The sequence below is a fragment of the Crystallibacter degradans genome, from assembly GCF_012952295.1.
GTDB lineage: Bacteria > Actinomycetota > Actinomycetes > Actinomycetales > Micrococcaceae > Crystallibacter > Crystallibacter degradans.
In genome coordinates, this window is the sequence record NZ_JABBCH010000002.1 from 220,751 (window position 1) to 247,244 (window position 26,494).

General features: G+C 65.2%; 23 protein-coding genes and 5 riboswitches. Of the genes, 13 read left to right on the forward strand and 10 right to left on the reverse strand.

From position 1 onward, the window contains the following. Positions 1 to 181: 181 nt before the first annotated feature. The 3 genes from HGO92_RS04795 to sfnG are packed head-to-tail and all read right to left on the reverse strand — an operon-like array spanning position 182 to position 3,224. Positions 182 to 682: a CoA-binding protein gene (locus tag HGO92_RS04795; RefSeq protein WP_169992415.1), complete on the reverse strand. Its 501-nt coding sequence runs from the start codon at positions 680 to 682 to the stop codon at positions 182 to 184. Beyond that, positions 679 to 2,040 carry an O-acetylhomoserine aminocarboxypropyltransferase/cysteine synthase family protein gene (locus HGO92_RS04800; RefSeq protein ID WP_169992417.1) on the reverse strand — a complete coding sequence of 454 codons (1,362 nt, stop codon included), beginning with the start codon at positions 2,038 to 2,040 and terminating at the stop codon, positions 679 to 681. Before HGO92_RS04800 ends, HGO92_RS04795 begins: the two co-directional genes overlap by 4 nt. After that, positions 2,040 to 3,224, reverse strand: a complete 1,185-nt coding sequence (gene sfnG / locus HGO92_RS04805; protein WP_169992419.1) for a dimethylsulfone monooxygenase SfnG — start codon at positions 3,222 to 3,224, stop codon at positions 2,040 to 2,042. The genes HGO92_RS04800 and sfnG overlap by 1 nt, the downstream gene beginning before the upstream one ends. 119 nt (positions 3,225 to 3,343) lie before the next feature. After that, a riboswitch (SAM riboswitch) is annotated at positions 3,344 to 3,438 on the reverse strand. A gap of 157 nt (positions 3,439 to 3,595) precedes the next feature. On the opposite strand from sfnG, the gene HGO92_RS04810 reads away from it, so the two are divergent. Next, positions 3,596 to 4,429, forward strand: a complete 834-nt coding sequence (locus HGO92_RS04810) for a type IV toxin-antitoxin system AbiEi family antitoxin domain-containing protein (RefSeq protein WP_169992421.1) — start codon at positions 3,596 to 3,598, stop codon at positions 4,427 to 4,429. 191 nt (positions 4,430 to 4,620) lie between these two features. On the opposite strand, the gene acs is transcribed toward HGO92_RS04810, so the two are convergent. The 5 genes from acs to HGO92_RS04835 all read right to left on the reverse strand — a co-directional run bounded on the left by acs (position 4,621) and on the right by HGO92_RS04835 (position 11,100). Next, on the reverse strand, positions 4,621 to 6,642 hold the full coding sequence (gene acs / locus HGO92_RS04815) for an acetate--CoA ligase (RefSeq protein WP_240974413.1): 2,022 nt from the start codon (positions 6,640 to 6,642) through the stop codon (positions 4,621 to 4,623). Then, positions 6,633 to 7,568 (reverse strand): ABC transporter permease, encoded by a 936-nt coding sequence (locus HGO92_RS04820; RefSeq protein WP_205834182.1) that lies wholly within the window; start codon positions 7,566 to 7,568, stop codon positions 6,633 to 6,635. The genes acs and HGO92_RS04820 overlap by 10 nt, the downstream gene beginning before the upstream one ends. Next, the gene (locus HGO92_RS04825) at positions 7,568 to 8,614 is read right to left on the reverse strand and encodes an aliphatic sulfonate ABC transporter substrate-binding protein (RefSeq protein ID WP_169992425.1); all 1,047 of its coding nucleotides are present in this window, start codon (positions 8,612 to 8,614) and stop codon (positions 7,568 to 7,570) included. The genes HGO92_RS04820 and HGO92_RS04825 overlap by 1 nt, the downstream gene beginning before the upstream one ends. A gap of 140 nt (positions 8,615 to 8,754) precedes the next feature. Further along, the gene (locus HGO92_RS04830; protein ID WP_169992427.1) at positions 8,755 to 9,621 is read right to left on the reverse strand and encodes an ABC transporter ATP-binding protein; all 867 of its coding nucleotides are present in this window, start codon (positions 9,619 to 9,621) and stop codon (positions 8,755 to 8,757) included. Between the two features lie 267 nt (positions 9,622 to 9,888). Continuing rightward, positions 9,889 to 11,100 (reverse strand): cobalamin-independent methionine synthase II family protein, encoded by a 1,212-nt coding sequence (locus tag HGO92_RS04835; RefSeq protein WP_169992429.1) that lies wholly within the window; start codon positions 11,098 to 11,100, stop codon positions 9,889 to 9,891. An 11-nt stretch (positions 11,101 to 11,111) separates the two neighbouring features. Further along, positions 11,112 to 11,226, reverse strand: a riboswitch (SAM riboswitch). 92 nt (positions 11,227 to 11,318) lie between these two features. Between HGO92_RS04835 and HGO92_RS04840 the strand changes: the two genes are divergently transcribed. The 8 genes from HGO92_RS04840 to HGO92_RS04875 all read left to right on the forward strand — a co-directional run bounded on the left by HGO92_RS04840 (position 11,319) and on the right by HGO92_RS04875 (position 22,075). Further along, positions 11,319 to 11,735, forward strand: coding sequence for a CoA-binding protein (locus HGO92_RS04840; protein ID WP_169992431.1), 417 nt, complete (start codon positions 11,319 to 11,321; stop codon positions 11,733 to 11,735). A 115-nt stretch (positions 11,736 to 11,850) separates the two neighbouring features. Then, a riboswitch (SAM riboswitch) is annotated at positions 11,851 to 11,964 on the forward strand. Between the two features lie 76 nt (positions 11,965 to 12,040). Next, positions 12,041 to 13,282: an acyl-CoA dehydrogenase family protein gene (locus HGO92_RS04845; protein WP_169992433.1), complete on the forward strand. Its 1,242-nt coding sequence runs from the start codon at positions 12,041 to 12,043 to the stop codon at positions 13,280 to 13,282. A gap of 29 nt (positions 13,283 to 13,311) precedes the next feature. Then, a complete protein-coding gene (locus HGO92_RS04850) occupies positions 13,312 to 14,559 on the forward strand; it encodes an acyl-CoA dehydrogenase family protein (RefSeq protein ID WP_169992435.1) in 1,248 nt (415 codons plus the stop codon). Beyond that, on the forward strand, positions 14,556 to 16,001 hold the full coding sequence (locus tag HGO92_RS04855) for an amino acid permease (RefSeq protein ID WP_169992437.1): 1,446 nt from the start codon (positions 14,556 to 14,558) through the stop codon (positions 15,999 to 16,001). The genes HGO92_RS04850 and HGO92_RS04855 overlap by 4 nt, the downstream gene beginning before the upstream one ends. A 45-nt stretch (positions 16,002 to 16,046) precedes the next feature. After that, a riboswitch (SAM riboswitch) is annotated at positions 16,047 to 16,213 on the forward strand. Between the two features lie 93 nt (positions 16,214 to 16,306). Then, positions 16,307 to 17,653, forward strand: a complete 1,347-nt coding sequence (locus HGO92_RS04860) for an MFS transporter (RefSeq protein WP_169992439.1) — start codon at positions 16,307 to 16,309, stop codon at positions 17,651 to 17,653. A gap of 48 nt (positions 17,654 to 17,701) precedes the next feature. Then, complete coding sequence (locus HGO92_RS04865; protein ID WP_277351861.1) at positions 17,702 to 19,147, forward strand: NtaA/DmoA family FMN-dependent monooxygenase; 1,446 nt, start codon at positions 17,702 to 17,704, stop codon at positions 19,145 to 19,147. After that, positions 19,144 to 20,373: an acyl-CoA dehydrogenase family protein gene (locus HGO92_RS04870; RefSeq protein ID WP_169992441.1), complete on the forward strand. Its 1,230-nt coding sequence runs from the start codon at positions 19,144 to 19,146 to the stop codon at positions 20,371 to 20,373. Before HGO92_RS04865 ends, HGO92_RS04870 begins: the two co-directional genes overlap by 4 nt. Before the next feature lie 114 nt (positions 20,374 to 20,487). Next, a riboswitch (SAM riboswitch) is annotated at positions 20,488 to 20,577 on the forward strand. Positions 20,578 to 20,668: 91 nt separating this feature from the next. Then, positions 20,669 to 22,075: an LLM class flavin-dependent oxidoreductase gene (locus HGO92_RS04875; RefSeq protein ID WP_169992443.1), complete on the forward strand. Its 1,407-nt coding sequence runs from the start codon at positions 20,669 to 20,671 to the stop codon at positions 22,073 to 22,075. Between the two features lie 78 nt (positions 22,076 to 22,153). Here the strand turns inward: HGO92_RS04875 and HGO92_RS04880 are convergent, their stop codons facing one another. After that, a complete protein-coding gene (locus HGO92_RS04880; protein ID WP_169992444.1) occupies positions 22,154 to 22,993 on the reverse strand; it encodes a DUF1206 domain-containing protein in 840 nt (279 codons plus the stop codon). 181 nt (positions 22,994 to 23,174) lie between these two features. Here HGO92_RS04880 and HGO92_RS04885 point away from each other — a divergent pair, with 181 nt between their 5' ends. The 4 genes from HGO92_RS04885 (at position 23,175) to HGO92_RS04900 (ending at position 25,047) form a co-directional block, all read left to right on the forward strand. Then, positions 23,175 to 23,567, forward strand: a complete 393-nt coding sequence (locus HGO92_RS04885) for an MmcQ/YjbR family DNA-binding protein (RefSeq protein ID WP_169992446.1) — start codon at positions 23,175 to 23,177, stop codon at positions 23,565 to 23,567. Then, positions 23,564 to 24,112 carry a hypothetical protein gene (locus HGO92_RS04890; protein WP_169992448.1) on the forward strand — a complete coding sequence of 183 codons (549 nt, stop codon included), beginning with the start codon at positions 23,564 to 23,566 and terminating at the stop codon, positions 24,110 to 24,112. The genes HGO92_RS04885 and HGO92_RS04890 overlap by 4 nt, the downstream gene beginning before the upstream one ends. Then, complete coding sequence (locus HGO92_RS04895; RefSeq protein WP_169992450.1) at positions 24,109 to 24,660, forward strand: DUF1990 domain-containing protein; 552 nt, start codon at positions 24,109 to 24,111, stop codon at positions 24,658 to 24,660. The genes HGO92_RS04890 and HGO92_RS04895 overlap by 4 nt, the downstream gene beginning before the upstream one ends. Before the next feature lie 66 nt (positions 24,661 to 24,726). Continuing rightward, positions 24,727 to 25,047 carry a putative quinol monooxygenase gene (locus HGO92_RS04900; RefSeq protein WP_074700108.1) on the forward strand — a complete coding sequence of 107 codons (321 nt, stop codon included), beginning with the start codon at positions 24,727 to 24,729 and terminating at the stop codon, positions 25,045 to 25,047. An 11-nt stretch (positions 25,048 to 25,058) separates the two neighbouring features. On the opposite strand, the gene HGO92_RS04905 is transcribed toward HGO92_RS04900, so the two are convergent. Further along, a complete protein-coding gene (locus tag HGO92_RS04905) occupies positions 25,059 to 26,345 on the reverse strand; it encodes a serine hydrolase domain-containing protein (RefSeq protein WP_169992452.1) in 1,287 nt (428 codons plus the stop codon). Positions 26,346 to 26,494: the final 149 nt, after the last annotated feature.

Below are 26,494 nucleotides of genomic sequence, written 5' to 3' on the forward strand. Positions count from 1 at the left end.
TCATCGATTGTTAATGGGCCGGGGTTAATCGTCTAGGCCCGACCTTGGTAAAAACCTAGAGATTGGGGGTCTCCGGCATCCCCTAAATGAGGGGACCGGTACGCTTTGCGTTGGATTGTAGGGAAAAACAGAGGGGCAAGCGGTTGCCATAGGCACCGCTTGCCCCCTCCAGATGGGTGGATCAGGCTGTCAGCTGGCGTTTCGAGGAGATGACCCCGGTATCAAACCCGGCTAGGTGCAGGCCGCCGTGGAAGCGCGCATGCTCGATCTTGACGCAGCGGTCCATGACCACGTTGAGCCCGGCCGCCTCCGCCTTGGCCGCGACTTCCTCGTGCCAGGAGCCGAGCTGGAGCCAGATGGTCTTCGCGCCGACGGCGAGGGACTCATCCAGCACGCCGGGGAGGTCATCGTGCTTGCGGAAAACCTCAACCAGATCCGGCACCTCGGGCAGGTCCGCCAGCGAGGCGTAGACCGGCTGGCCCAGGATCTCCTTGGCTACCGGGTTGACGAAGTAGACCTTGTACTTGCTCGAGGAGAGCAGGTAGGTGGCCACGAAGTAGCTGGCCCGGCTCGGCTTGTCCGAGGCGCCGACAATGGCGATGGTCTTGGTGTTGCGCAGGATGTTCAGGCGTTCCGGTGCGGACGGCCCTACCCAGGTGCGCTCTTCAACGGCGGTGCTCATGCCCGTGCTCCAATCTCGCAAGCTGCGGCTTCGGAATCGAATTCGCCGAGGTCCAGGTCGCCCGCTTCGGCGGCGGCCACCGCGGCGGTCAGGGCCTGATCCAGGTCCCAGATGATGTCGTCGACGTCTTCGAGGCCCACGGAAATGCGGATCAGGTCCTCGGGCACGCCGGCGGCCTGCAGCTGCTCGGCGGAGAGCTGCTGGTGCGTGGTGGAGCCGGGGTGCAGGACCAGGGTCCGTGAGTCACCGATGTTGGCCAGGTGCGAGGCGAGCTGCAGGGACTCGATGAACTTCTGTCCCGCGGTGCGGCCGCCCTTGACACCGAACGCGAACACGGAGCCGACGCCCAGCGGCAGGTACTTGCGCCCGCGCTCGTAATCCGGGTGCGAGGGCAGGCCGGCGTAGTTGACCCACGAAACGCGCTCGTCGGCCTCAAGCCACTCGGCGACGCGCTTGGCGTTCGTGAGGTGCTCGTCCATGCGCTGCGGCAGCGTCTCCACGCCCTGCAGCAGCTGGAAGGCGGACTGCGCCGACAGGGACGGACCGATGTCGCGCAACTGCTCCGAGCGGAGCTTGGTCAGGAAGCCGTACTCCCCGAAGTTGCCCCACCAGGAAACGTTGCCGTAGGAAGCCACCGGCTCGGTCATCGCCGGGAACTTGCCGTTGCCCCAGTTGAACCGGCCGGATTCGACGACGACGCCGCCGAGCGTGGTGCCGTGGCCGCCGAGGAACTTGGTGGCGGAGTGGATCACGATATCAGCACCGTAGTCGATCGGTCGGATAAGGTAAGGCGTGCTCAAGGTGGCGTCCACGACAAGGGGGACGCCGGCGTCGTGCGCTACCTTGGCCAGGCCCTCAAGATCGGCAATGTCGCCGGAAGGGTTGGCCACAATCTCGGTGTAGACGGCCTTGGTGTTCTCGCCAATGGCCGCCGCGAAGTCCGCCGGGTCCGTCGAATCGACGAACGTGGTCTCCACGCCGAAGCGGCGCAGCGTGACATCGAGCTGCGTGATGGTGCCGCCGTAGAGCTTGGACGAGGCCACGATGTGGTCGCCCGCACCGGCCAGCGCGGCGAAGGTAATGAACTCCGCGGCCATGCCGGACGCGGTCGCCACGGCCCCGATGCCGCCCTCGAGCGAAGCGATGCGCTCCTCGAAGGCCGCTACGGTCGGGTTGCCGATGCGCGAGTAGATGTTGCCGTACTTCTGCAGCGCAAAGAGGTTGGCGGCGTCGTCGGTGTCTTTAAAGACGAAGGACGTGCTCTGGTAGATCGGCACGGCGCGGGCGCCATGCTCGGCGTCGGGGGTTCCGCCGGCGTGCAGGGCGCGGGTGCGGAAGCCAAATGTGCGGTCAGCCATCAGGCGGATGCTCCTTCAAAGTTGGTGGCGGGCAGCAGCGAAGTGTTCAGTTCGGTGCCGTTGGCGCGGGCCAGGTCCGCCTCGAGTTCGCGGACGATCGGCAGCACGTTGCGGCCGAACGCTTCCACTTCCTCCTGGAAATGCAGGTAGCAGGTCAGCATGAGGTTCACGCCGATCTTCTTGAAGTCCACGATACGTTGGGCAATCTGCTCCGGGGTACCTATAAGTCCTGTCTTGAAGCCGTCGTTGTACTGGACCAGGTCCTCGTAGCTCGAATCGGCCCACATGCCCTTGCCGTCCTTGGTGGAGGCACCGGCTTCCTGGACTGCGGCGCGGAAACCTTCGACGGCGGGGCGGTGCGCCTTGGCCACGATCTCGCGCAGGAGGTCCTTGGCTTCGGCCTCGGTCTCACGGGCGATGACGAAGCCGTTCAGGCCGAACTTCGGGGTGCGGCCGACGGCGGCTGCGGCGGCCGTGACGCCGGAGATATTGTCCTCGAAACCGGCCAGGTCCTTGCCGTTGGAGAAGTACCAGTCGGCGGTGCGGCCGGCGGCGGCCTGGGCAGCGGTGGAGTTGCCGCCGAAGAAGATCTCCGGGTGCGCCCGGCCCGGGACGTCCAGCGGGGCCGGGTTCAGGGTGAAGTTGTTGATGTTGTAGTACTTGCCGGACTGCGAGTACTCCTGCTCGGTCCACAGGCCGCGCAGGACGCGGATGAATTCCTCGGTGCGGAGGTAACGCTCGTCGTGTTCCAGCCACTCGAGGCCGAAGTTCACGAACTCGTCCTTGAGCCAGCCGGAGACAACGTTGACGGCAGCGCGGCCGCCGGAGATGTGGTCCGCGGTGATGATGAACTTGGCCAGTACGCCCGGATGCCACATGCCCGGGTGCACAGCGGAAATGACCTTGAGCTTTTCGGTGGCGCCGAGCAAGGCCAGCGAGAAGCTGGTAGCTTCGTGCTGCTTGTCTGCGCCGTAGCTGGCGGCGTAGCGGGTCTGGGTCAGGGCGTATTCGAAGCCGGAGTTCTCGGCGATCCGGGCCAGCTTCTTGTTGTAGTCGAAGTCCCAGCTGGTGCGCTGTTCAATGGTGGAAACCACCAGGCCGCCCGAAACGTTCGGGACCCAATAGGCGAATTTCAGCGGGGTTTCGAGATCAGCGATCTGGCTGACCGAGGTGTTGGTGCTCATGGCGAATTCCTTCAAAGTCTGCGCCGCGGCGCGATGTGCGGGAATCCCGGGCAATGACGATCCATCGGGCGCCAGGCCGGACAGCCTTGCGCCATCCGGATCAAAGATTGCTTGCGCTCTCTCCATCGCTTCTGGCGGTAGCACCTCTCCGGTGGAGTCCGGATGGTTGCTGCGGCGTCAAAGAGCCAGATCTCTCGGCCGCTCGGGATGGTCGCGTCTATTCTCGCAACTGTTACGGGGTGCTACCAAGAATGTTTAGCCGCATTGCGTTCTCCCGTGAGTTTGCCGAGTGCGCTGGATATCGACAATGTTTTCCACAGCTGCGAAGAGACTCTGGCCGTGGAACTGCATGTCCGGACATCCTCTTGACTATGCAGAACGTGGATCCCATCGCAGAGTATGTGGCACGGTACGGGGGTACGCTCCAAGCCGCGGACTTGGCCAAGGCGGGCTTCGGGTCTTACCGCATCAGGGCAGCCATCGCGCAGGGGGACATCGTTGTGCTTAGGAGGGGACTCGTCGGAACGCCGGATGCCGACCCGGTTCTCCGGGCTGCGCTGATGCCGGGCGGGTTGCTCACTTGTGTCTCAGCCGCCAAAGAGCTCGGCTTATGGACCATTAAGGATCCGGGCCAAGTGCATGTGTGGACACACAACGGCCGGCACACCGGCCCGTTCGTCAAGCACCGCGGGCAGCTGTTGGGCAAGCGAGGCCCGGGCAATTACGTCGCAGTCCTCGACTGTGTCCTTCATGCCATCCGTTGCCGTCCCCGGCTGGAAGCACTGGTGATTGCAGAGTCGGCAGTGCGACGGAAAGCAGTATCCCGAGATCAACTGTTGGAACTCTTGCCGGGTAAACGGAACGGTGTCCGCCGGGCAGTGGTTTACGGCATCGGGAACGATGCCGATTCACCGCTTGAAGTCATTGCCCGGGATCTGTTCCGCACGGCAGGACTTCATGTAGAAACGCAGGTGCGGATCCGAGGCCTTGGACGCGTGGACATGATTGTCGAGCGATGCCTCATCGTCGAGCTGGACGGCTTCGACTTTCACTGGGACCGGGCATCCTTTCGAAACGACCGGAAGCGGAACAACGCCGGGGTCCTGAGCGGCTATCCTACTTTGCGCTATCTGTACGAGGACCTGGTATTTACGCCGGAGAAAGTCGTGGCAGAGGTAAAAACGGCAGTTCGTCGAGTGGCCTGAGGCGAGTTATGCGCGAACGATGGATGCTCGAGCCCAAGTTCAAGCCTAACGGTCCATGTTTTGGAACCTGCTGGAGCTGTGACTAGGCATGATGCAGATACCTCCTTCAAAACATGGGCTCGAGCGGGGCCCTGGGCCGGGGGTGGGGGTGGGGGCCGGCTGCGGCGCGGGCCCCCAATCCTGGGCCGGGGCTATCGCGCATCGCAGATCTCCTTGATGTCCGCGATGCAGGGCTCGTTCTGCAGGCTCGTGGTGTCGCCCAACGTGCTCCCCTCGAACAGCTGGGTCAGCAGGCGGCGCATGATCTTGCCGGACCGCGTTTTGGGTACGTCCGGAACAAACACGATCTCGCGCGGTTTGGCGATCGGCCCGATCTGCGTCGCCACGTGCCCTCGCAGTTCGGCAACGGCCGCAGCCTGCTCCGCCGTCGGTTCGGCGGCCGTGGAGGCGACGATCAGCGACTTGTTGGCCGGCACCACAAACGCGGTGGCGGCGTGGCCGGTCTTCGCGTCATACGTGGGGCAGACACCGGCCTCCACCACCGCCGGGTGCGAGACCAGGGCGGACTCGATCTCGATGGTGGACAAGCGGTGGCCGGAAATGTTGATCACGTCATCCGTGCGGCCGAGGATCCAGGTGTCGCCGTCGTCGTCGAAACGGGCACCGTCGCCCGCGAGGAACCAGCCCTTGTCCGCGTACTTCTCCCAGTAGGACGTGAAGTAGCGCTCCGGGTTGCCCCACACCGTCCGCGCCATCGAGGGGCCGGTCTTGGTGACCACGATGTTGCCCTGCACGTTCGCGCCCACCCGGGCACCGGCGTCGTCGACAATGTCGGTGGCCGCACCGGGCAGCGCGCGGGTGGCGCAGCCGGGCTTGAAGGACGCATCCGTCTGCCGCGGGGAGAGGATGGTCGCGCCGGTTTCGGACTGCCACCACGTATCCACCATGGGAACGCCCGATGCCGGATCCGCGGTCAGCGAATCGCGGCCTACCTGCGTGCGCAGCCAGCGCCATGCCTCGGGGTTCACGGCCTCGCCCACCGTGCCGCATAGGCGGATGGAGCTCAGGTCGTATTCGGCGGGGATGCCGTCCGGGAACCAGCCCATCAGGGAGCGGACCAGGGTGGGCGCGGTGTAGTAGCTGGTCACGCCATAGCGTTGGATGATCTCGAAGTGGCGGCCCGGGTGCGGCGTGTTCGGCGTGCCCTCGAAGATGACCTGCGTGACGCCGTTGGACAGCGGGCCGTAGATCTCATAGGTGTGCGCGGTGACCCAGGCCAGGTCCGCGGTGCACCAGTGGACGTCGCCGTCGCGCTTGGCCGGATCCGGGTGGCTGAACAGGTATTCGTGGCTGAAGGAGCTCTGGGTCAGGTAGCCCCCGGTGGTGTGGACCAGGCCCTTCGGCTGGCCCGTGGTACCGGAGGTGTACATGATGAACAGCGGCGTCTCGGCGTCGAAGGCCTCGGGCTCATGGACCTCAGAGGCGGTGTCGACGACGTCGTGCCACCAGACGTCGCGGCCCTCCACCCAGTTGATGTCCGTGTGGCCGGTCCGGTTGATCACCAGCACGTGCTCGATAGCGTTGTCGCCGGCGACGGCTTCATCGGCATTGGCCTTGACCGGGACGGCCTGGCCGCGGCGGAACTGGCCGTCCGTGGTGACCAGCAGCTTGGCGCGGGTGTCCTCCACGCGGAACTTCAGCGCCTCGGAGGAGAAGCCGCCGAAGACCAGCGAGTGGACGGCGCCGATCCGGGCGCAGGCCAGCGTGATGACCACGGTTTCGACGATCACCGGCAGGTAGATGACCACGCGGTCGCCCTTGGTGATGCCCAGGGCCAGCAGCGCGTTGGCCGCCTTGGAGACCTCGCGCTGCAGGTCCGCGTAGGTCACGGTGCGGCGGTCGCCGGGCTCGCCCTCGAAATGCAGCGCCACCCTGTCGCCGCGGCCGGCCTCCACGTGGCGGTCGGCGCAGTTGTAGGCGGCGTTGAGCTTTCCGCCGTCGAACCAACGCAGCTCCGGCCCGCGCCGCGCCTCGGTGTCCACGGGGGTGGAGGAGTGGGCGGTGTGCCAGGGCTCGGCCCAGTCCAGGCGCCGGGCGGCCGCCTCCCAGAACGCGATGCGCTCGGCCTCAGTCTGCGGCTCGGCCCAGACGGTGGCCGGGAGCTCCGGCGCGGGGATGTGTCCGGCGGCGGTTTCGGCTACGTTTATGCCCATCGTTTTACTGCCCATTTCTCCGCCACTCCGAGGAGCGCGTCGGTTATCTTTCCAATCACAGCCAGCAGGACGATCGCCAGCAGCAATCGGTCCGTGCGGCCATTATTCTGTGAGTCTGTCAGCAGGAAGCCTAGTCCCATCGAGGAGGCGATCAGTTCCGCCGCCACCAGGAACAGCCAGGCCTGCGCCAGCGCCAGCCGAAGTCCGGAAAATACCGAAGGAACGACGGCGGGCAGCTGCACCGTGGTCAGCAGCTTCAGACCCTTGAGCCCGAAGGCGCGGCCGGCTTCTACCAGGTTGCGGTCCACATGGCGCAGTGCCAGCGACACCGTGGTGAAGACGGGGAAGAAGGCACCGATCAGGATCAGCGTTACCTTGGAGTCCTCGCCGATCTTCATCCACAGGATCAGCAGCGGGACCCACGCCAGGGACGGGACGGCGCGCAGGGCGCCGATCAGCGGCGCCAGCAGGACATCGGCCCAGCGGGACAGGCCCACCAAGGCGCCGAACGTCAGCCCCAGGGCGGCGCCGAAGGCGAAGCCGATCAGCACGCGCTGGGTCGAGATCGCAATGTGCGTAGCCAGCTCGCCGCGCTGGATCAGGTCGGCCGCGGCCTCGAACACCATGGCCGGCGGCGGTAGCTGGACCACGCTGAAAATGCCTGCGGAGGTGCTCCACTGCCACGCCGCGATGAGTGCGGCGGGGATGAGCAGTCCAAGGAACAGGCGCGCCCAGCCTTTGTCCAGTACCCCGGCCGGGGACCATCCGTTTGCCGGGGAGCGGTCCTGTGAAGGACCCGCCGGACCCGGCTGGGCAGCGCCTGCGGTTGTTATCGTCACACCAGTAGCCTCGAGGCCTTCTTTACTGGTGGCGATAACGCTGTTGCCGGTGGCAGGTAATCCGTCATGACTTCCGATATGCGTCATCAGGATTCCTTGATGGCTGACGGATCAGCCTTGAGCACCAGCGAGTCTACGAGAAGGGTGTCGACGGCGTCGTCGATCTGCTTCTGGCTAGCCACATCGCCGGTTTCGACGAAGGCCGGGCCGATCTTCTCCAGTACGGCGCGCTGCACCTCGCCCGGCGCCGGGTCGACGTCCAGGTTGCTGCGCTCGGTGATCACCGTGGTGGCCACCTCAAGATCCAGTCCGGCCACGTCGGCGAGGATCTGCGCGGTCTCCTCCGGGTTCTCGGCGGCCCAGGCACGCGCCTTCTCGTACGCGTTGACCACGGTCTGCGCGAGCTCGGGCTCCTCCTCGAGGAAGGATTCGGTGGCGTTCAGGAAGCCGTAGGTGTTGAAGTCCAGGTTCCGGTAGAACAGCTCCGCGCCTTCCTGCTCGGCGCCGGCCATGATCGGATCGAGGCCGGACCAGGCGTCCACGGAGCCGTTGTTCAGCGCGCTCCAGCCGTCGGCGTGCTGCAGGTTCTGCACGGTCACGTCCTCGGGAGTCAGTCCGGCTTCCTCGAGGGACTGCAGCAGGAAGAAGTACGGATCCGTGCCCTTGGTGGCGGCCACGGACTTGCCCTTGAGGTCCTCGACCTTCTCGATGCCGGAGCCGGGCAGCGCCACCAGGGCGGACCACTCCGGCTGGGAGTAGAGGTCGATGGTCTTGATCGGCGAACCGTTGGCACGGGCCAGCAGGGCAGCGGAACCGGCCGTGGATCCAACATCGACGGCGCCCGAACGCAGTGCCTCGTTGGCCTTGTTGGAGCCGGCGGACTGGATCCAGTTGACCTCCACGCCGTCCTCGGCCAGCGTGGCTTCAAGCCAGCCCTTTTCCTTGATGATCAGGCTCAGCGGGTTGTAGGTGGCGAAGTCGATGTTCAGGACACCGTCGCCGCCGGCACCTGCAGCGGCGGTGGCTTCGGAATTCTCGCCGGCCACGCAGCCGGTCAGGGCCAGGGAAGCGGAGGCGGCAACGGCAGCGGCGCCGAAGAGGGAACGGCGGGAAAAGCGGCGGGCAAGCGACATGATTGATCCTTCAAAAGTAGTGCGGAACAGGAGACGATCCGCGGAACACGGGTGGTTCGGGCCGCAACGGACCCGGCATAGCTCAGGGAAAACAGGGGAAGTACGACGGCGCTGCTGGCCGTCGTACCAGTCGGACGGCGTTAGTGGCCGTCGACGCCGAGGCTGGCAAGCAGGGAGCTGCGCATTCGGGCCAGCTCCACGGAACCACGGTTACGCGGGCGGTCGCCGGGGACATCGACGGTACGCACGATAGTGGCGCCGTCGTGCTCGGTTTCTTGTCCTGCAGACGCTTCCTTGCCCAGCACGATGATCCGGTCGGCCAACTGCAGGGCTTCGTCGACGTCGTGCGTGACCAGCAGGACGGTGGTCGGTTCGGCGGCGTGGACGTCCAGCAGCAGGTCCTGCATCTTGATCCGGGTCAGCGCGTCCAAAGCGCCGAAGGGCTCGTCGAGCAGCAGGACACCAGGGTTGCGGGCGAGGGCGCGGGCCAGCGAAGCGCGCTGGGCCATGCCGCCGGAGACCTCGCGCGGGCGGTGCTTGGCGAACTTGTCCAGCCCTACCAGCTCCAGCAGGCGGCCCACCTTGGACTTGCCCTGCTTGACGCTGGTGCCCTTAGGCAGTCCGATGGCCACGTTGGCCTGCAGCGTATGCCAGGGCAGCAGGCGCGGTTCCTGGAAGGCGAAGGCGCAGCGCGAATCGATGCCCTGGACCGGCGTGCCGTCGATGTCCACGGAGCCCGCGCTGGGTGCGTCGAGTCCGGCCGCGGCGCGCAGCAGCGTGGACTTGCCGCAGCCGCTGGGGCCGAGGATCGCGAGAACTTCACCACGCCGGACGTCGAAGCTGATGTCGCGGAGCACGGTGTGGGCGGCGTTCCCGTTGCCGAAAGTGCGGCGCAGCGCGCGGAAGGAAACCGGCAGGGCAGAGGCATGGTGGGCCGCGTCAACGCTGCTGGAAGAGTCCGGGCTGGAAGGGGCCGTCGGCCGCACAGACGGGATTACTACAGTCATGAGATCACTCCATCGATCCTGGCAGTAGCACCCTACGGATCAAGCCTTGCGGCGCAGCTTTCGCTTAGCCGTTCCCGTGGCTTGTCACCTCGTTATCGCCGGGAACCAGGGGAGGTTTCCAACGACCAGGGTTGCTGCGGCTTCATCGATCCAGGTCTCTCAGCCGCTCGGGATGGTCAACGCCAACTAAACTGCACGCAAGGCCCATTCGGCAAGGTGGCTGTAACAATGCCGCGTAACAAAAGCTGCGCCTTCCGCGGCCGAAGGCTACTTCCAGAGTCGCTTGGTGGCGAGCTCCGCGCCCTGGCCCAGCGCCTCCAGCTTGGCGATGGCGATCTGCGGGTGCACACGTCCGCCCAGGCCGCAGTCGGTGGAGGCGATGACGTTTTCGCGGCCCACCAGGCGGGCGAAGCGCTCGATCCGGTCCGCCACCAGTTCGGGATGCTCGACGACGTTGGTCGCATGGGAGACCACGCCCGGAACGATGGACTTGCCCTCGGGCAGCTTGGTGTCTTCCCAGACGCGCCATTCGTGCTCGTGCCGGACGTTGGCGGCCTCGAACGAGTACGCACCGGCGTCGATCTGCAGCACCGAATCGATGATGTCCGCGAACGGGATGTCCGTGGTGTGCGGGCCGTGCCAGGAGCCCCAGCAGACGTGCAGCCGGATCTGGTCCTGCGGCAGGTCGCGCAGTGCCCAGTTGGTGGCCTCGACGCGCAGCTGGATGAACTTCAGGTAGTCCTCCAAGCTGGGCTCCGGGTTGATCTGGTCCCAGCTCTCGGCCAGGGACGGGTCGTCGAGCTGGACCGTCAGGCCGGCGTCGATAATCGCTTTGTATTCCTCGCGCATGGCATCGGCGCAGGCGTACAGCAGCTCTTCGTCCGTCTTGTAGTACTCGTTGGCCACGCGGGCGCAGGAGCCCGGGGACAGCGCCGCCACGAAACCTTCGGACAGCCCGGCGGCGTCGAGGCCCTTCTTCAGGTTGGTGACGTCCGACTTCACCAGGTCGTGCCCGGTGTAGGTCAGCGGGCCGGCGATCTTCGGCTGCGTGACGGACTTGCGGTGCGCCAGGATGCCCGACGACGGATCGTTGTAGGCGTCGTTGAACTTCTGCCGGTCGCGGCGGTCCGGGAAGGACGTGAGCACAATGTTGCCGGGGGAGGAGCGGCGCACTTCGGCGTCAGCCCAGCGGTCTACATTGGTCGGCTCCAAGCCGCCCAGGCGGGCGAAGGAGTAGTTCCACCAGGCGCCGTAATCAACGGAGCTGGCCATGGCATGCCCGTACTCGCCGTCGTTCGGTATATCGATGCCCAGGTTCCGCTGGCGAGCGACGATGTCGATCACCGAGGTTTGGAGCAAGTCCAGGAATTCCGGGGTAATTCCGTTGGCGTCCTTGGACTCGTTGGCGGCCAGCAGCTCGGGTGTGCGGGGCAATGAACCGGCGTGGGTGACGCGGATGTGGTCGGTGTTTGAGGACATGGTGGAGTTCCTTTCCATCGGTCCTGGCAGTAGCACCGTTGCCCGTGTTCAGCCTGACGGCTTGTTCAAGGGGGCGGGTTGCTGCGGCTTCATCGATCCAGGTCTCTCGGCCGCTCGGGATGGGTCCTCCCACTAAATGGCATTTGGAGTTGCCGGGGCAAGTCCGCCAACCGCGCCCCGCCATTCCCGAGTGAATGTGACGCGGGTAGGCTGGCGGCATGGCGCATCAGAATGATCCCGAAGTCATCAAGCGGCTGTTGAGCACCCCGGCGCGCTGGGCCGTGGTAGGCCTCTCCAACAATCCCCGCCGCGTGGCGTTGAGCGTGTCCCGCTACATGATGGACCGGCTGAACATGGAAATCATTCCGGTCAGTCTCAAGGGCGACGACGTGCACGGGCAGAAGGGATACAAGAAGCTGGCGGAGATCCCGGGCGAGATCGACGTGGTGAACTGCTTTGTGAACTCGCAGAGGGTCGGCCCTGTGGTGGACCAGGCGATTGAGGTCGGCGCGAAGGCCGTGTGGCTGCAGCTCGGCGTGATCGACGAAGCCGCAGCGGAACGGGCCAAGGCCGCCGGACTCGACGTCGTCATGGACACCTGCCCGAAGATCGAGGCGCCGTACCTCGGCCTGTAGCCGCGGACTCTGTAGCTCCGGGGCCTGTGTAGCTGCTGCGCATAAGCTGTGCCCGCATTCACATAACTTCATCTTTGTTTCGGGGAGCCCGGCTCCTCGGCATACTGAACTCCAAGATCAAGAGTCCCAACGACAAGCTCTGGCTGGTTGGGCGGCAACCCTCTCCCGTAGTGGGGTGCCCCAGATGAGGATCTGGCCGCGCACAAACCGTGTCCGGCAAGTACGGCCCCCTCCCGGCTGCGTCCCCTCCACTTTGGATTGTTGCGCGCCGCAGGCAGGCGGGAGCCTCTGCCCAGGAGTACCTCATGACCACCCCTGTTATCGAAAAAACCGTGCACACCGCTCCGCGTTCGCCCTGGTCGGGACAAGCCAGCAGGGAAGAGCTGGCCCATTGGCGCCAGATCGCCCAGGGCGTCGCGGCAGCGTTGAGCCCGGATGTGTTGGAGCGCGACCGCAGGAACGAAGACCCGCACGCTGAGGTGGAGTTGCTGCGCAATTCCGGCTTGATCAACCTCATCATTCCGCGCGAATGGGGCGGCGAGGGCGGGCACTGGGAAAGCGCGTTGCACGCCGTGCGCATCCTGAGCAGGGTCGATGCCTCCATCGGCCAAATCCTTGCGTACCACTACGCGAACCTGGGCGCAGTCGTTTTCTACGGCAGCCGGCAGGTGCAGGAGCTTTGGCTCCGCCGCTCGGCCCTGGGCCGCTGGTCCTGGGGCGACTCCGTCAATCCGGTGGACCCGAACCTGGAGCTCGTCCCGGAAGGCGACGGCTACCGCCTCACCGGAGTCAAGCACTTTTCCACAGGGGCTTCGGTGGGGGACGCCATCTTGGTCAACGCCGTCGTGAGCGGCGGCGCCGAGAACGGAAAGTTCCTCGCCCTGGCGCTGGAGCATGACCGCGAAGGGATCCATTTCCTCGGTGATTGGGACGCGCTGGGCCAGCGCCTCTCCGCCAGCGGCTCCGTGAAGTACGACGGCGTGCGCGTCACCTCCGCCGACATCATCGGCGAAGTGGGGGATGAGCCGTTCTCGACCCTGGTCACGCCCTACATCCAGCTGGCGTTCGGCAACCTCTATCTGGGCATCGCAGAAGGGGCGCTGGAACGCGGCCGGCAGATCACGCTGGCCCGGAAGAACTCCTGGTTTCTCAGCCCCGCTGAAACCTATGCCCAGGATCCGCTGACCCAGCGAGTCTACGGCGAACTCTCCTCGCGGATCGCCGCGGTCGAAGCGCTCGCAGACAAGATCGGTACGGAGTTCGACGCCGTGATCGCCCGGGGAAATGAACTGACCGCCGAAGAACGCGCCCGCATCGCGATCAGCATCGCGCAGTTGAAGGTCGTCTCGACTGAGGTGGGAGTCGAGGTAGCCAACAGGATCTTCGAGGTCACCGGTTCCTCCTCTGCCAAGTCGGAGACCGGACTCGACATCTTCTGGCGCAACGTCCGCACACACACCCTGCATGACCCAGTGGACTACAAAAAAGTCGAGGTAGGCGCGAACTACTTGCTCGGCGAAGTCCAGCCCATCTCCCTCTACACCTAATCGATTCGAACGAGCCACAGGAGCACACAATGACCGACAACGCATTCTCCAAGGCCGCCGCCAAGTACCGGCCGATCTTCTCCCGTATTGCCGCCGGCGCGCTGGACCGTGAACAGGCCAGGGAACTGCCGTTCGAGCAGATCGGCTGGTTGAAGGAAGCCGGCTTCGGCGCCGCCCGTATCCCCGCGGAACTCGGTGGGGACGGCCTGAACTGGGAAGAATTCACCCAGCTGCTTATCGAGCTCGCCGCCGCCGACAGCAACATCCCGCAGGCCTTGCGTTCGCACATCGCGCTGACGGAGGAGCACCTCTACCACCATCACCGCGAAGACCGCAGCGTATGGCTGCAGCGCTTCGCGAACGGGCAGCTGGCCGGCAACGCGTGGACCGAGCCCGGCGTCGGCGGCACCGGCACCGTGCTGGACGAAGCCGGCGGCAAGCTGGTGTTGAACGGGCGCAAGTTCTACACCACCGGCACCATCTTCGCCGACTGGGTCGATGTGACGGCAAAACGCCCGGACGGTTCGGACGTCTCCGTCATTATTTCCGCCAAGACTGCCGGCGTGGAGACCTTCGACGACTGGGACGGCTTCGGCCAGCGGCTCACGGGCAGCGGGACCACGGTGTTTACCGACGCCGAAGTGGACCCGGCCAACGTCACGGCCTTCGCTGACCGCTTCCCCTACCAGACGGCCCTCTACCAGCACATCCTGCTGGTCAGCCTGGCCGGCATCGCCAAGGCCGTGGTCACCGACGTCGCGGTGAACGTGCGCGAGCGAAAGCGCGTCTTCGGCCACGGCAACGCCCCGCTTGTACGCAACGACGCCCAGATTCTGCAGGTTGTCGGCGAAATCAGCGCTAAAGCCTACGCCGCGGAAGCCACCACCCTGCGCGTGGCCCAGAGCCTCGACCGGGTCTTCGCTTCACGGTTGCAGAACGACGACGCCGAAAAGGCCGCGAACATCGCCGTGGAACTTGAATCCGGCCAGGCGCAGATTGTGCTGAGCGCTCTGGTGCCCGACGCGGCGGGTGCCCTGTTCAATGTGCTGGGTGCATCGTCGACCAGCACGGGGAAAGCCCTGGACCGGCACTGGCGCAACGCGCGCACCGTGGCCACGCACAACCCGTTCATCTACAAGTCGCGGATCGTCGGCGACTGGGAGGTCAACGCCACCGAGCCGCCCTATGTCTGGACCATCGGTGTCGCCGGCGCCGATGCGGGCCGGGAAGCTGCTGCCACGCGTGCCGAAGCCAACTACGTGGGAGCAGCGAAGTGAGCGTTTCCAGCCCGCCGACGATTGCCCCGCAGACAAAGACAGACGCTCCCCGCCTCTCCGGCCGTCTCGGCGTCGCAAGCGTCGTTTTGATCGTGGTGGCCGCCGCGTCGCCGCTCGGTGTCATCGGCGGCACTGTGCCGTTGGCTATTGCCAGCGGCAACGGGGCCGGACTGCCATTCATCTACCTGCTGGCGACGGGCATCCTCCTGCTGTTCTCCGTCGGCTTCACCACGATGACGCCGCATGTTCCCACGGCCGGTGCGTTCTACAGTTACATCGAAAAGGGGCTGGGCCGGCGCGCAGGCTTGGGCGGCGCGTTCGTGGCGCTGCTGTCCTACCTGGCCTTGGAAGCCGGGGTGTACGGGCTGTTCGCGCCAGCCGTCGATGAAGTGGTGCGCGCCTACGGTGGACCGTCACTGCCCTGGTGGTTCTGGGCCGCCGCGGCCCTTGCGGCAGTGGCATGGCTGGGACACCGGAACATCGAAGTTTCAGGCAAGGTACTGGCAGTCCTGCTGGTCGCCGAAGTCGTGATCGTGCTGGTGCTTGACGGCTTCATCGTCTTCGGCGGAGGCGGTCCCGAGGGCCTGTCAACAGGGTTCGTCACGCCGTCCACAGTTTTGTCCGGCGCTCCGGGCATCGCGTTGCTGTTCGCCATCCTCAGTTTCATCGGCTTCGAGGCCACCGCGATCTTCCGTGATGAAGCCCGCGATCCGGACAAGACAATTCCCCGGGCTACCTACCTGGCCTTGATCGTGGTGGGCGGCTTCTATGCCCTCTCCACCTGGTTGCTCATCAGTGTCTGGGGAGACGGAACGATCGTGCAAAAAGCCACGGACGCGCCCGGCACACTGTTGTCCGAAACAACCGCCCTCTACCTTGGGACGGCGGGGAGCCACATCGTCCAGGTGCTGCTGGCCACCAGTCTCTTCGCCTGCATTCTGTCCTTCCACAACATCGGTTCGCGCTACTTCTTCCAGTTGGCGGGACAGGACGTTTTTCCTCGAAAGCTCGCACGGACCCATGCCCGGCACAACTCGCCGCATCTGGCTTCCATCGCGGACAACGCGGTAGTAGCCCTGTTCCTGCTGACGGCTGTTGTCGCCGGTTGGGATCCGATCGTCCAGTTCTACACCTGGTTCGCTGGCTTCGCCTCGCTGGGGATCGTGGTCCTGATGACGTTGACCAGTGTGGCGGTGCTCGTGTTCTTCCGGCGCCGGCAAACAGCAGTGACCGATTGGAAGCGGTCCGTCGCACCGGCGCTCGGATTCGTGGGCCTGCTGGGGATTCTGGTGCTGATCCTGCAGAATCTGCCGTCACTGGTCGGCAACAGCACCGCACTGGCGGTCGCCGTCGTCGTTCTGATCCTGGCCTGCTTTGCTGCGGGTGCCGTCATCGCTTCCAGGCGGGCAGGCGAAAAGCGGCAGGGTGATTACCCGGTATGACGTAGGAATTTCACGCCGCCGTCGGACTGCGGTGGAATGTACCTGTAACCATCCCGAGCGGCTGAGAGACCTGGCTCTATGACGCCGCAGCAACCCTGGTCACGACGAATCTCCCTGGATTCGCGCTGATAACAAGGAACTTGTCGAGGGCTGCGCCGAACAAGCGCAGTAAGACCTGTTCCGTAGGGTGCTACTGCCAGGACCGATGGAGTAAGCGCCTCAACCGGTCCCTCCCACTGCCTTCTGCCGTGGTCCGATCGGAAGTGCGCTGCATCTTCTCGGCTGACGCCACAGGAGAGACAGAAATGAGCATTACCTCAAACCCTTCCCCGCCGAAGAAAATGACCACGAAGGTCGCCGTAGCCAGCTTCATCGGCACGACGATCGAAGGCTATGACTTTGTCCTGTACGGGCTCGCGGCCGCCACCGTTTTCGGGCCATTGTTCTTCGCCCCGGCCGAACCGCTGGTCGGCACCATCGCCGCCTTTGCCACTTACGCCGTCGGCTTCGTCGCCCGTCCGATCGGCGGGATCCTCGGCGGCCACTACGGTGACCGGATCGGTCGCAAGACCGTGCTGGTTGCCTCGTTGCTGCTGACCGGTTTGGCCACCACCGCCATTGGCCTGCTGCCGGTCTACGCGCAGATCGGCTGGGTGGCCCCTGTGCTGTTGCTGCTGCTGCGCGTTGTCCAGGGCATCGGGTACGGCGCCGAATGGGCCGGTGCGGCCCTGATGACGGTGGAGCACGCCAAGCCGAAGCGCCGCGGACTGACCAGCAGCGCCACCCAGCTTGGTCCCACCTCCGGCATGCTGCTGGCCACGGGCGTGCTGCTGGTGCTGGAGAACTCGATGACCAACGAACAGTTCCTGGCCTGGGGCTGGCGGATCCCGTTCGTTGCCAGCTTGCTGCTGGTCGCCGTCGGACTGGTAATCCGGTTGTCCGTCGAAGACAGCGCAGAGTTCAAGCGTGTACAGCAGGTGGAAAAGGTTGCTGACCGCCCGGTGCTGGAGAGCATCAAGACCCACCCGCGGCAGGTTGTGCTCACGACCGGCCTCCGCATTGCGCAGAATGCCTTCTACTACGTCTACACCGTCTTCATCCTGACCTACCTGACCCAGGTCTCCGGTACGGACCGCAACACCGGCCTGGCCGCCGTGCTGATCGCGTCCGCGCTGGGCCTGGTCACCGTCCCGCTGTGGGGCTGGCTGTCGGATGTGATTGGCCGGCGCAGGGTCTACCTCTTCGGGGCAGTCAGCAGCGCCGTGGCCGTCATCCCGTTCTTCTGGCTGCTCGACAGCGGCGTGTTCTTCCTGATCGTCCTCGGCGTGGTGTTCGGCCTGAATGTGGGACATGACGCAATGTACGGTCCGCAGGCGGCGTTCTTCTCCGAGCTGTTCAGCACACGTGTCCGCTTCAGCGGGGTCTCCCTCGGCTACCAACTCGGCTCGGTACTCGGCGGCGGGCTGGCACCCCTGGTGGCTACGGCCCTATTGGCGGCCGGCGGCGGGAATCCGGTCTGGGTCATCGTGTACTTCCTCGGCGTCTCGGCCATCACCATCATCGCCACGCTCAAGGCTCCCGAGACCAAGGACCGTCCGTTGTCCGGGAACGAGCAGGCCGATGCACAGCCGGAACTCGTCTCCGCTTCCTGAGCCAGCCCGCTACCTGCAACCGCACAGCTTCACTGAGAGGGGCCCGTTTTGGCCATCGAGAGTACGCGCTACCCGCAGGGACGTCCCCGTCTGCTGCTGAGCGCCTTCGTCATGAACACCAACAGCCACATCATGGGCGGGCAATGGCGCCATCCGCAGGCGCAGCAGCACCGTTTCAATGACCTACAGCTGTGGACGGATCTGGCCCGGCAACTGGAAGATGCGAAGTTCGACGCCCTGTTCTTCGCCGACGTCGTGGGTCTTTATGGCGACGACGACGGCGGATGGGCCTCGCACATCCGCCGGGGCATGCAGGTGCCGGCGAATGATCCGCTCATCCTGTTGGGCGCCTTGGCCGGGGCAACCCGGGAAATCGGACTGGCGGCGACCTCGTCGGTGATCCAGAGCCATCCGTTCCAGTTCGCGCGGCAGATGTCCACTCTGGACCACATCTCCAACGGGCGCGCAGCCTGGAACATCGTGACCAGCGCCTTGGAGAATGCGCACCGTAATTTCGGCGGCGGCCTGGCCTCGCACGAAGACCGGTACGGCTGGGCCGAAGAGTACGTCTCCGCGGTCTACAAACTGTGGGAGGGCTCCTGGGACGATGGCGCGCTGGTCCAGGACAAGGCGGACGGAGTCCACGCGGATCCGGAGAAGGTCCACAAGATCTACCACCGCGGAGAACGGTATTCGATCGACGGACCGCACCTGTCCTCGCCGTCGCCCCAGCGGACCCCGGTGCTGTTCCAGGCCGGCAGCTCGGGCCGCGGCCAGCAGTTCTGCGCCGACAATGCCGAGGCGACCTTCATGCTGGCGGCGCATCCCGAAGCCGCCGCCGCATACACCGCAGCCGTGCGCAGCCAGACGGTTGCGGCCGGGCGCAGGGCCGAGGACCTGAAGTTCTTCCAAGGGCTGCATTTCATCGTCGGCGGCACCGAGTCCGAGGCGGACCGCAAAGAAGCCGAACTGGACGAATACTTGGACTCCGGAGCGATGATTGCCCACATCGCCGGCGGTCTCGGTGTAGATCTGGGCGGACTGGATCCGGACACGCCGCTGGGCGATTTCCAGACGGAGGGCACCCAGGGACACCTGGAAAGCCTGCGCAAATCGGTCCCCGGAGGCAACCCGACCTTGCGTGATATCGCGGACTTCCGCGGGCGGGCACACAGGCTCAAGGGAACCCCGGAACAGATTGCCGACCGGCTGGAGCAGTGGCAGGACGCGGGTGTGGATGGCATCAACATCATCAACCAGATCCTGCCCGGTTCCTATACGGACTTCATCGACGGAGTATTGCCGGAACTGCGCAGCAGGGGACTGGCGCAGACAGAGTACGCGCCGGGAAGCTTCCGGGAAAAGCTGTTCGGCGGCGGCGAGGGCTACAACGGACCGCAGCTCAACGACCGGCACCCGGCACGACAGTTCCGCGGCGCCTTCGGAGAATTCTCGGCCGCAGCACAGAACAAGGTTTTGGAAGGAAGACGATGACGGAAACTATCGCGAACGAGCGCACCGAGACCGCAGAAGCAACCTACGAGCGGCTGGCCGGCCGCTTCCGGCCGGTCTTCGAACGGATCGCCCAGGGAGCACTGGACCGGGAACTGAACAGGATCCTGCCATTCGAACAAGTTGCGTGGCTGAACGCGGAAGGCTTTGGGAAACTGCGGGTGCCCGTAGAGCATGGCGGCGACGGTGTCTCCTTCGAGCACTTCTTCCGCCTCCTGATCGAACTTGCGGCTGCGGACTCGAGCGTCGCGCACCTGTACCGCTCGCACTTCGCCTTCGTCGAGACAGTAGGCCTGGAAGGCGAGGCCTTTGCCCGCCGCTGGTATCCGCGCATCGTGGCCGGCGAGATCTTCGGCAACGCGGCCACGGAGAAGGCCGGGAACGCGCTGGGCACCACGAACACCAAACTGGTCAGGGATGGCGGGAAGTGGCTGCTCAATGGCGAAAAGTACTACACCACCGGCAGCATCTTCGCGGAGTGGATCGCGGTCATGGCCAGCACCGAGGGTGTCGAGGGGCGGCAGTACGCCGTCGTCAATACCAAGCAGGCGGGTGTGGAGATCGTTGACGACTGGGACGGCTTCGGCCAGCAGCTGACCGGGACGGGGACAACCTACTTCCGCGATGCCGTGGTGGAGCCGGCCGACGTTATCGAACGCAAGCCGTCGAGCACGCACGAACCGGCATTCTTTCAGCTGGTGCTGCTCGCTGTACTGGCCGGGATTGGCAATGCGGCGCTCGCGGACGCGAAAATCCTGGTGCGGAACCGTAAGCGGACCTTTAACACCGGAACGGGCGAACTGTTCCGGCATGACCCGCTGATCCTTCAGCTCGTCGGCCAGCTGTCGGCCAAGGCATTCGCCGCCGAATCGGTGGTCCTGACCGCGGCGCGGGAACTGGATGCCGCGGCAGACAAGTCCCTCCCGCTCGACGACATTCAACGTTACATCCGTGGGGAAGCTGCCGTGGAGAAGGCGCAGATTGTGGTGCCGGAGCTGGTTCTTGATGCCACCGGGCAGCTCTTCGACGTCACGGGAGCAAGCGCGACATCCAAGGGCAAGGCACTGGACCGCCATTGGCGCAACGCACGGACCGTAGCCACGCACAATCCCACCGTCTTCAAGGCGCGGACCATCGGCGACTATGAGGTCAACGGCACCACGCCCGAGGGACTGCACAGCATCGGTGATGCCCCGGCCAAGTCCTGAGCGCGGGCGCCGAGGGCAGCAGCGGACGGCGGGTGTGCGAAAAGCAGCCGGGGGATTACCCGGTATGACGTACGGATTTCGCGCCCGCCGCCGGGCTGCGGTGGAATGGACATGTAACCATCCAGAGCGGCTGAGAGACCTGGCTCGTTGACGCCGCAGCAACCCCCTCTTTGAGGAAGGTGCTACCGCCAGGACCGATGGAGAACCAAGATTCTTTCGGTAGCCGCCGCGGTATTCGGCAACGAAACCGCAGCTACCGGTGTATAGGCTCTTCACGGTCATGAAGGAGTCTGAAATGACATTGGTACCCGCCAGCAGGCAAATCCGCTTCAACGCCTTCGACATGAACTGCGTTGGGCACCAGTCGCCCGGTCTGTGGCGCCATCCCCAGGACAAGTCCGCCGACTACAAGACGATCGGCTACTGGACGCACTTGGCCAAGGTGCTGGAAGAGGGCCTCTTCGACGGGCTCTTCATCGCCGACGTGCTGGGCACCTACGACGTGTTCGGCGGCTCTAATGAAGTAACGCTTCGCGCAGGTACGCAGGTCCCGGTCAATGATCCGTTCATGCTGGTCTCCGCCATGGCCGCTGTGACGGAGAACCTCGGTTTCGGCCTCACTGCCGGTACCGCTTATGAGCATCCGTACCCCTTCGCCCGCCGGTTGGCGACGCTGGACCACCTGACCAACGGCCGCGTCGGCTGGAACGTGGTCACTGGGTACCTGCCCTCCGCTGCGCGCAACATGGGCCAAACGGACCAGATGGAGCACGACGAGCGGTACGCCCACGCCGACGAGTACCTTGAGGTGGTTTACAAGCTGCTCGAAGGTTCCTGGGAAGAAGACGCCGTGGTCAAGGACCGCGAGGCCGGAGTCTTCGTTGATCCGGCCAAGGTGCACGAGATCGGCCACGAGGGCAAGTACTTCAAGGTTCCGGGCATCGCCATCACCGAGCCGAGCCCGCAGCGCACCCCGGTGATCTTCCAGGCCGGCGCGTCCAAGCGCGGGACAGAGTTCGCCGCGGAAAACGCCGAAGCCGTCTTCGTCACGTGCCCCACCAAGGAAATGCTGGCCGCCTCGGTCAAGAAGATCCGCGATGCGGTGGAGGCAGCAGGCCGCGGACGCTACGACGTGCGCATCTACGCCATGCAGACGGTGGTGACCGGTCCCGACAGCGCCACCGCCCAGGCCAAATTCGAGGACTACAAGTCCTACGCGGACGTCAACGGTGCGCTGGCGCTGATCTCCGGCTGGATGGGCGTGGACCTGTCCAGCTACGGGCCTGACGATGTGATCGGCGAGAACGTGAAGTCCAACGCTATTCAGTCCTCCGTGGAGACATTCCAGAAGGCCTCCGGCGACGACGGCAAGCCGTGGACCATCCGGCAGCTGGCCGAGTGGGTCGGCGTCGGCGGCTTTGGCCCCATCACCGTTGGGTCCGGCGAAGAAGTTGCCAAAAAGCTCATTGAGTGGGTGGACGAGACCGATGTGGACGGCTTCAACCTGGCCTACGCCATCACGCCGGGCACCTTTGAGGACATCGTCGAATTCGTGGTTCCGGAACTGCAGAAGCGCGGCGCCTACCCGACCAAGTACGCGGAGGGAACACTGCGCAACAAAATGTTCGGCAAGGGCGACCGGCTGCCGGAGCAGCACCGCGGCGCCGGCTACCGCCTCGGCGCAGCAGTCTCCGCTTCCTGACGCAGTCGGGAAGGATGTCCTGACTCAGGCCCGGGGCGGCGTCAGGAAGCCGCTCCACTTAGGCCCGGCACGTGCCCGCTACATTTTGGCGTAGCGGGCACGTGCGCCCAGGTACAGTCCGTAGCAGATGAGGCCGAGGGCCACCACAATCAGCGCGGCGTCGCCGAAGGGCTGTTCCTGCAGCGCCTTCAGTGCGCCGTCGAGACCCTTGGCTTCCTCCGCATCTTGGTGGAACGCCGCGACCGAGAAAAGAATGCCAAGCACCAGCAGCGCCGCCCCCTTGCCCACGTAGCCGAAAGAGCCGGCCCAGCTGATGCCGATCCTCGCGCCGCCCGGCGGCAGGGATTTCAGATCGTCCAGGAACTTCTGCGTGATGCCCTTGTAGATGTAGAAGGCTCCCGCGATGGCGATGCCTGCGCCGATCAGGAAAAGCACCAGCGCTCCGCCGGGGAAAGCCATCAGTTGGGCGCTTGCGTCCTGCGAGGATTGGCTGCTGTCGCTCTTGCCGCCAAGGGCATAGATGCCGAACGCGAAGCCAATGACGGCGAAGACGACTGCAAGGCAGGCGGCCTTGAACCGTTTGCCCCACTTCTTCTTGGATTCAAACTCGCGGTAGCCGAACGCGGCATCGGCAAGCTGCCACAACGCCAGGGCGGCGCAGGCAACCAGCCCGGCCCACAGCAGGAATGCCCCGCCCGGAGTGCTGGCGAGCTGGGAGAGCGCCCCGGCCTGGTCCGCTTCCCCGGATGCCCCGAGGCCCAGCCGCAGGGCAATAAAGCCAATCAGCAGATGCATCAGCCCGTTGGCGGCCCAGCCAAAGCGGGCCACCACTTCCAAAGTCTTCGACTCCGAGGCTTCCTCGGCACCGTCTTTCGCCCTTTTCGCCTGGTGCTTCGCCTTCTCCATTTCGCCGCTCACGCGCCGCACCTCCGCCTGCCTCGTGCTGCCAAAGGCAACGCGCCCCCAAAAGGGCGTGCCGCCGTCGTACTCCTGGAACCATCCTCCCACCAAAGACTTGGACCGGACTTGGAAAGCCGGGCTTCTCCACAGGCGCACGGCCGATCTTCCTGACCCCGGCCGCCGGCGGTAGGCTCGATGGGTGGACGGATCAACGCTGCGTGGTACTTGCCTGGACCTGCCGGGCGCCTTCGAGGACTTTCCCTTCGGGCCCGAGGCCTCGGTGTTCAAGGTGCGCGCCGGCAGCGGCCCGGCCAAGATGTTTGCGCTCTCGGACCTGAGCGCGGATCCGCTGAGCATCAGCCTCAAGTGCGAACCGGCGCTGGCCGAACAGTTGCGCGCCGCCCATCCGGAGATCACCGGCGCCTACCACATGAACAAAACGCACTGGAACGGCGTCCGCTGCAACGGCGAGCTACCGGATGACATGATCCGCGACATGATCGAGGACTCCTATGACCTGGTGGTGGCAGGCATGCCCCGCCGCGACCGCGAATCCCTGGGCTGGACCAGGCTCGCGCGGGAGGAAGCGTGATTTCGCAGGACCTGCTGGATGACCTGTGGGACTTCTCGGATCCGAAGGGTTCGGAACAGCGGCTGCGGGCGGCGGACACCAATAGGTTTGCGCTGCGTACCGACCGCAACGAGCTGGCCACCCAGATCGCCCGGGCCCTCGGGATGCAGTCCCGGTTCGCGGAAGCGCTGGACCTGCTGGAGCGGATTGACGACGGCGAACCGGTGGTCCTGGCCCGGATCCTGCTGGAGCGCGGAAGGGTCCTGAACGCGAGCGGGTGCAAAGCGGAGGCCGTGGGCCTGTTCGAGGACGCCGCGCACCTGGCCGCCCAGATCGGGCATGACTTCATCGCCGTGGACGCCATGCGGATGGTCGGGCAGGCGGACCCCTCGCTCGCCGAGGAGTGGGCGGAAAGCGGGCTGGCGGTGATCGCGCGCAGCCAGGATCCGCGGTTGGAACGCTGGGCCAGGGACTTCCACACCGACTTGGGCGATCCAATGTACGACGGCGGTGCTGGCCGGAGTGCGTCCGTCCAGTCCCAGCAGGGCCGGGACAGCGGAAAATGACGAGAAGGGTTGACGGTTTCGACGTGGATGCCGAGCTGACTTACGCGGAGCACGGGTTGACGCAGAGCAGCCGCGCGCCGGAGGGCTATCGGGTTGCCCGGCATCGCGTGGTCGTGGGTGAGGGACGGGACGCGTTCACCCGGCTGGCCGAAGGCATCCTGGGCTGGGAGCTGCACCGGCTGGCGGGACTGAGCGTCCGGGCCCAGGCTCCGCGGGCAGGCGAAGGCGTCCACGTGGTGTCCGGCTTCGGATTCGGTAAGTTCCGGCTGCCGGCGCCGTGCCGGGTTGTCTGGGTGGAGGAAGGTACCACAAGGGCCGGGTTCGGTTATGGCACGCTGCCCGGCCATCCGGAAGCGGGAGAAGAGAGCTTTGTGGCCGTGCTGGAGCCGGATGGCCAGGTGTATTTCGAGTTGTTTGCCTTCAGCCGGCACTCCAACTGGTTCTACAAGCTCGGCGGACTAGTTGCCTCGGCCTGCCAGCGATTGGTTACCCGCCGGTACCTGGCAGCGGCGCGAAAGCTGGCATCCGGCATCCCAAAGGATGCGTGAAAGGATGAAAGGACAGTTCTGATCGGAGCCGTGGACCGGCTTCGCCCAACAGGAAGGCAACAATCCGTGATCTTTATTGTGGTCAAGTTCAAGGTCAAGCCCGAGTTCGCAGACCAGTGGCCGGAGCTCGTGCGGGAGTTCACCGAGGCTACACGTGCCGAGCCGGGCAACCTGTGGTTCGACTGGTCCCGCAGCGTTGACGATGCCAACGAGTACGTCCTGGTGGAAGCCTTCCAGGATGACGCAGCCGGAACGCACGTCAACAGCGAGCACTTCAAGAAGGCGATGGCCGAACAGCCGCAGTACCTGCAGGAAACTCCGCGCATCATCAGCCGCCAGATCGACGGCGAGGACTGGGACCAGATGGGTGAAATGACCGTCGCCTGATCCAGGTTGCGTTATTGGGCAGGGGTTCCGGCCGGGGCATACAGCTCGCCGATCAGTTCGCGGGCAATGGCCGCGGCCGGATCCCGCCCATCCGCTGCGGGCGCCAGGTTCGTCCACACCACCAGGGTCAGCTCGTTGCCCGGATCGTGCCCCGCGAATGAGTTGAAGCCGGGCAACTCCCCGGTGTGGCCGTAGAGCTCACCGAACTTCGCTATGGCCAGGCCGTACAGCAGTGAGTTCGGATCGTCAGGATTCACCGGTTGGAGGCTGTCCAACCGGATCTGCTGCATCTCCTCATTCAAAACGCTGCCATCGGCGAGGGCCTCGGCCCAATCAGCCAGATCGCCCGCCGTTGACGTTCCCTGCCCGGCCGCCCACGTCCACGAGGCGTTCTCGTCCGTGACGTCGTTCGGTTCCAGCGTTCCCTCCTGCGCCTGCGCGATCAGGTCCGCCGGCAGCTTGGTGCTCGCGATGGTCATCACGTTGTTCATGAACATATATCCGCGCGAGTGCGGCGAAGGGAGGGGCGTGGTGTCCGACGGCGGGAAGGCCGATTCCGTCAGCTCCAGCGGTTCGAGGATACGGTCCTGAATGGCCTCAGCCAGCGGTTTGCCGTCCAGCTCCTCGGCAATCAGCCCGAGCAGCACGGTATTGGTATTCGAGTAGTGGTAGCCCTCGCCGGGCGGGAAATACACAGGCAGCGGCAGTGCGATCTCCAGCAGTTCTTCCGGCGTCCAGACCCGCTCCGGGGTTTCGTCGAGGGCCAGGCTGAGCTCGTAGGACTCCGAGTAGTTGTAGAGCCCGCTGCGCATGTTGAGCAACTGCTCGATGGTGATGTTCTGGCCGTTCGGCACGTCATCCCGGTACTTAGAGACCGGGTCGTCCAGCTTGAGCTTGCCTTCCTGCACCAGTTGCAGGATGACCGTTCCCGTCCACGTTTTTGTGATGGAGCCGATCCTGATGTGGTCCTCCAGCGTGACGGGGTCGCCGCCTTCCAGCGCGTCCGTGCCGTAGGTGAAAGTGAACTCGTCCTCCGGCGTCCGCAGCATCATCACCGCGCCGGGAACCAGCAGTTCACCGGCCATGCTCTCAAAGGTCCCGCGAAGACTTTCCTCATCCACCGGCGGCAGGCTGGAGGGAGCCGCGGATTCCAGCGGCTCAGCCTCTACCGTCTCCATCGACTGCGGCGGGCCTCCCGAGGTGCATGCCGTCGCTCCGAGGAGGGCGGCCGCTGCCAGGCAAACGGCGGCAAACCAACTGCCGCGGGAACGGTTTTTGGGGCTGGGTGCTTGGGGCATGACAGACTCCGGGTTGAAGTGTTCCGCCCCCTAACGTCGGCGGGCAGCAGGGCACGCCGATCGCTACCGCCAAGATACTCCCTTTGGCCGCCAGGCAGAATAGCTGGAGAGCCGGCCCGGTCGAAAACGCCGAGGAAACAGCTGACGCC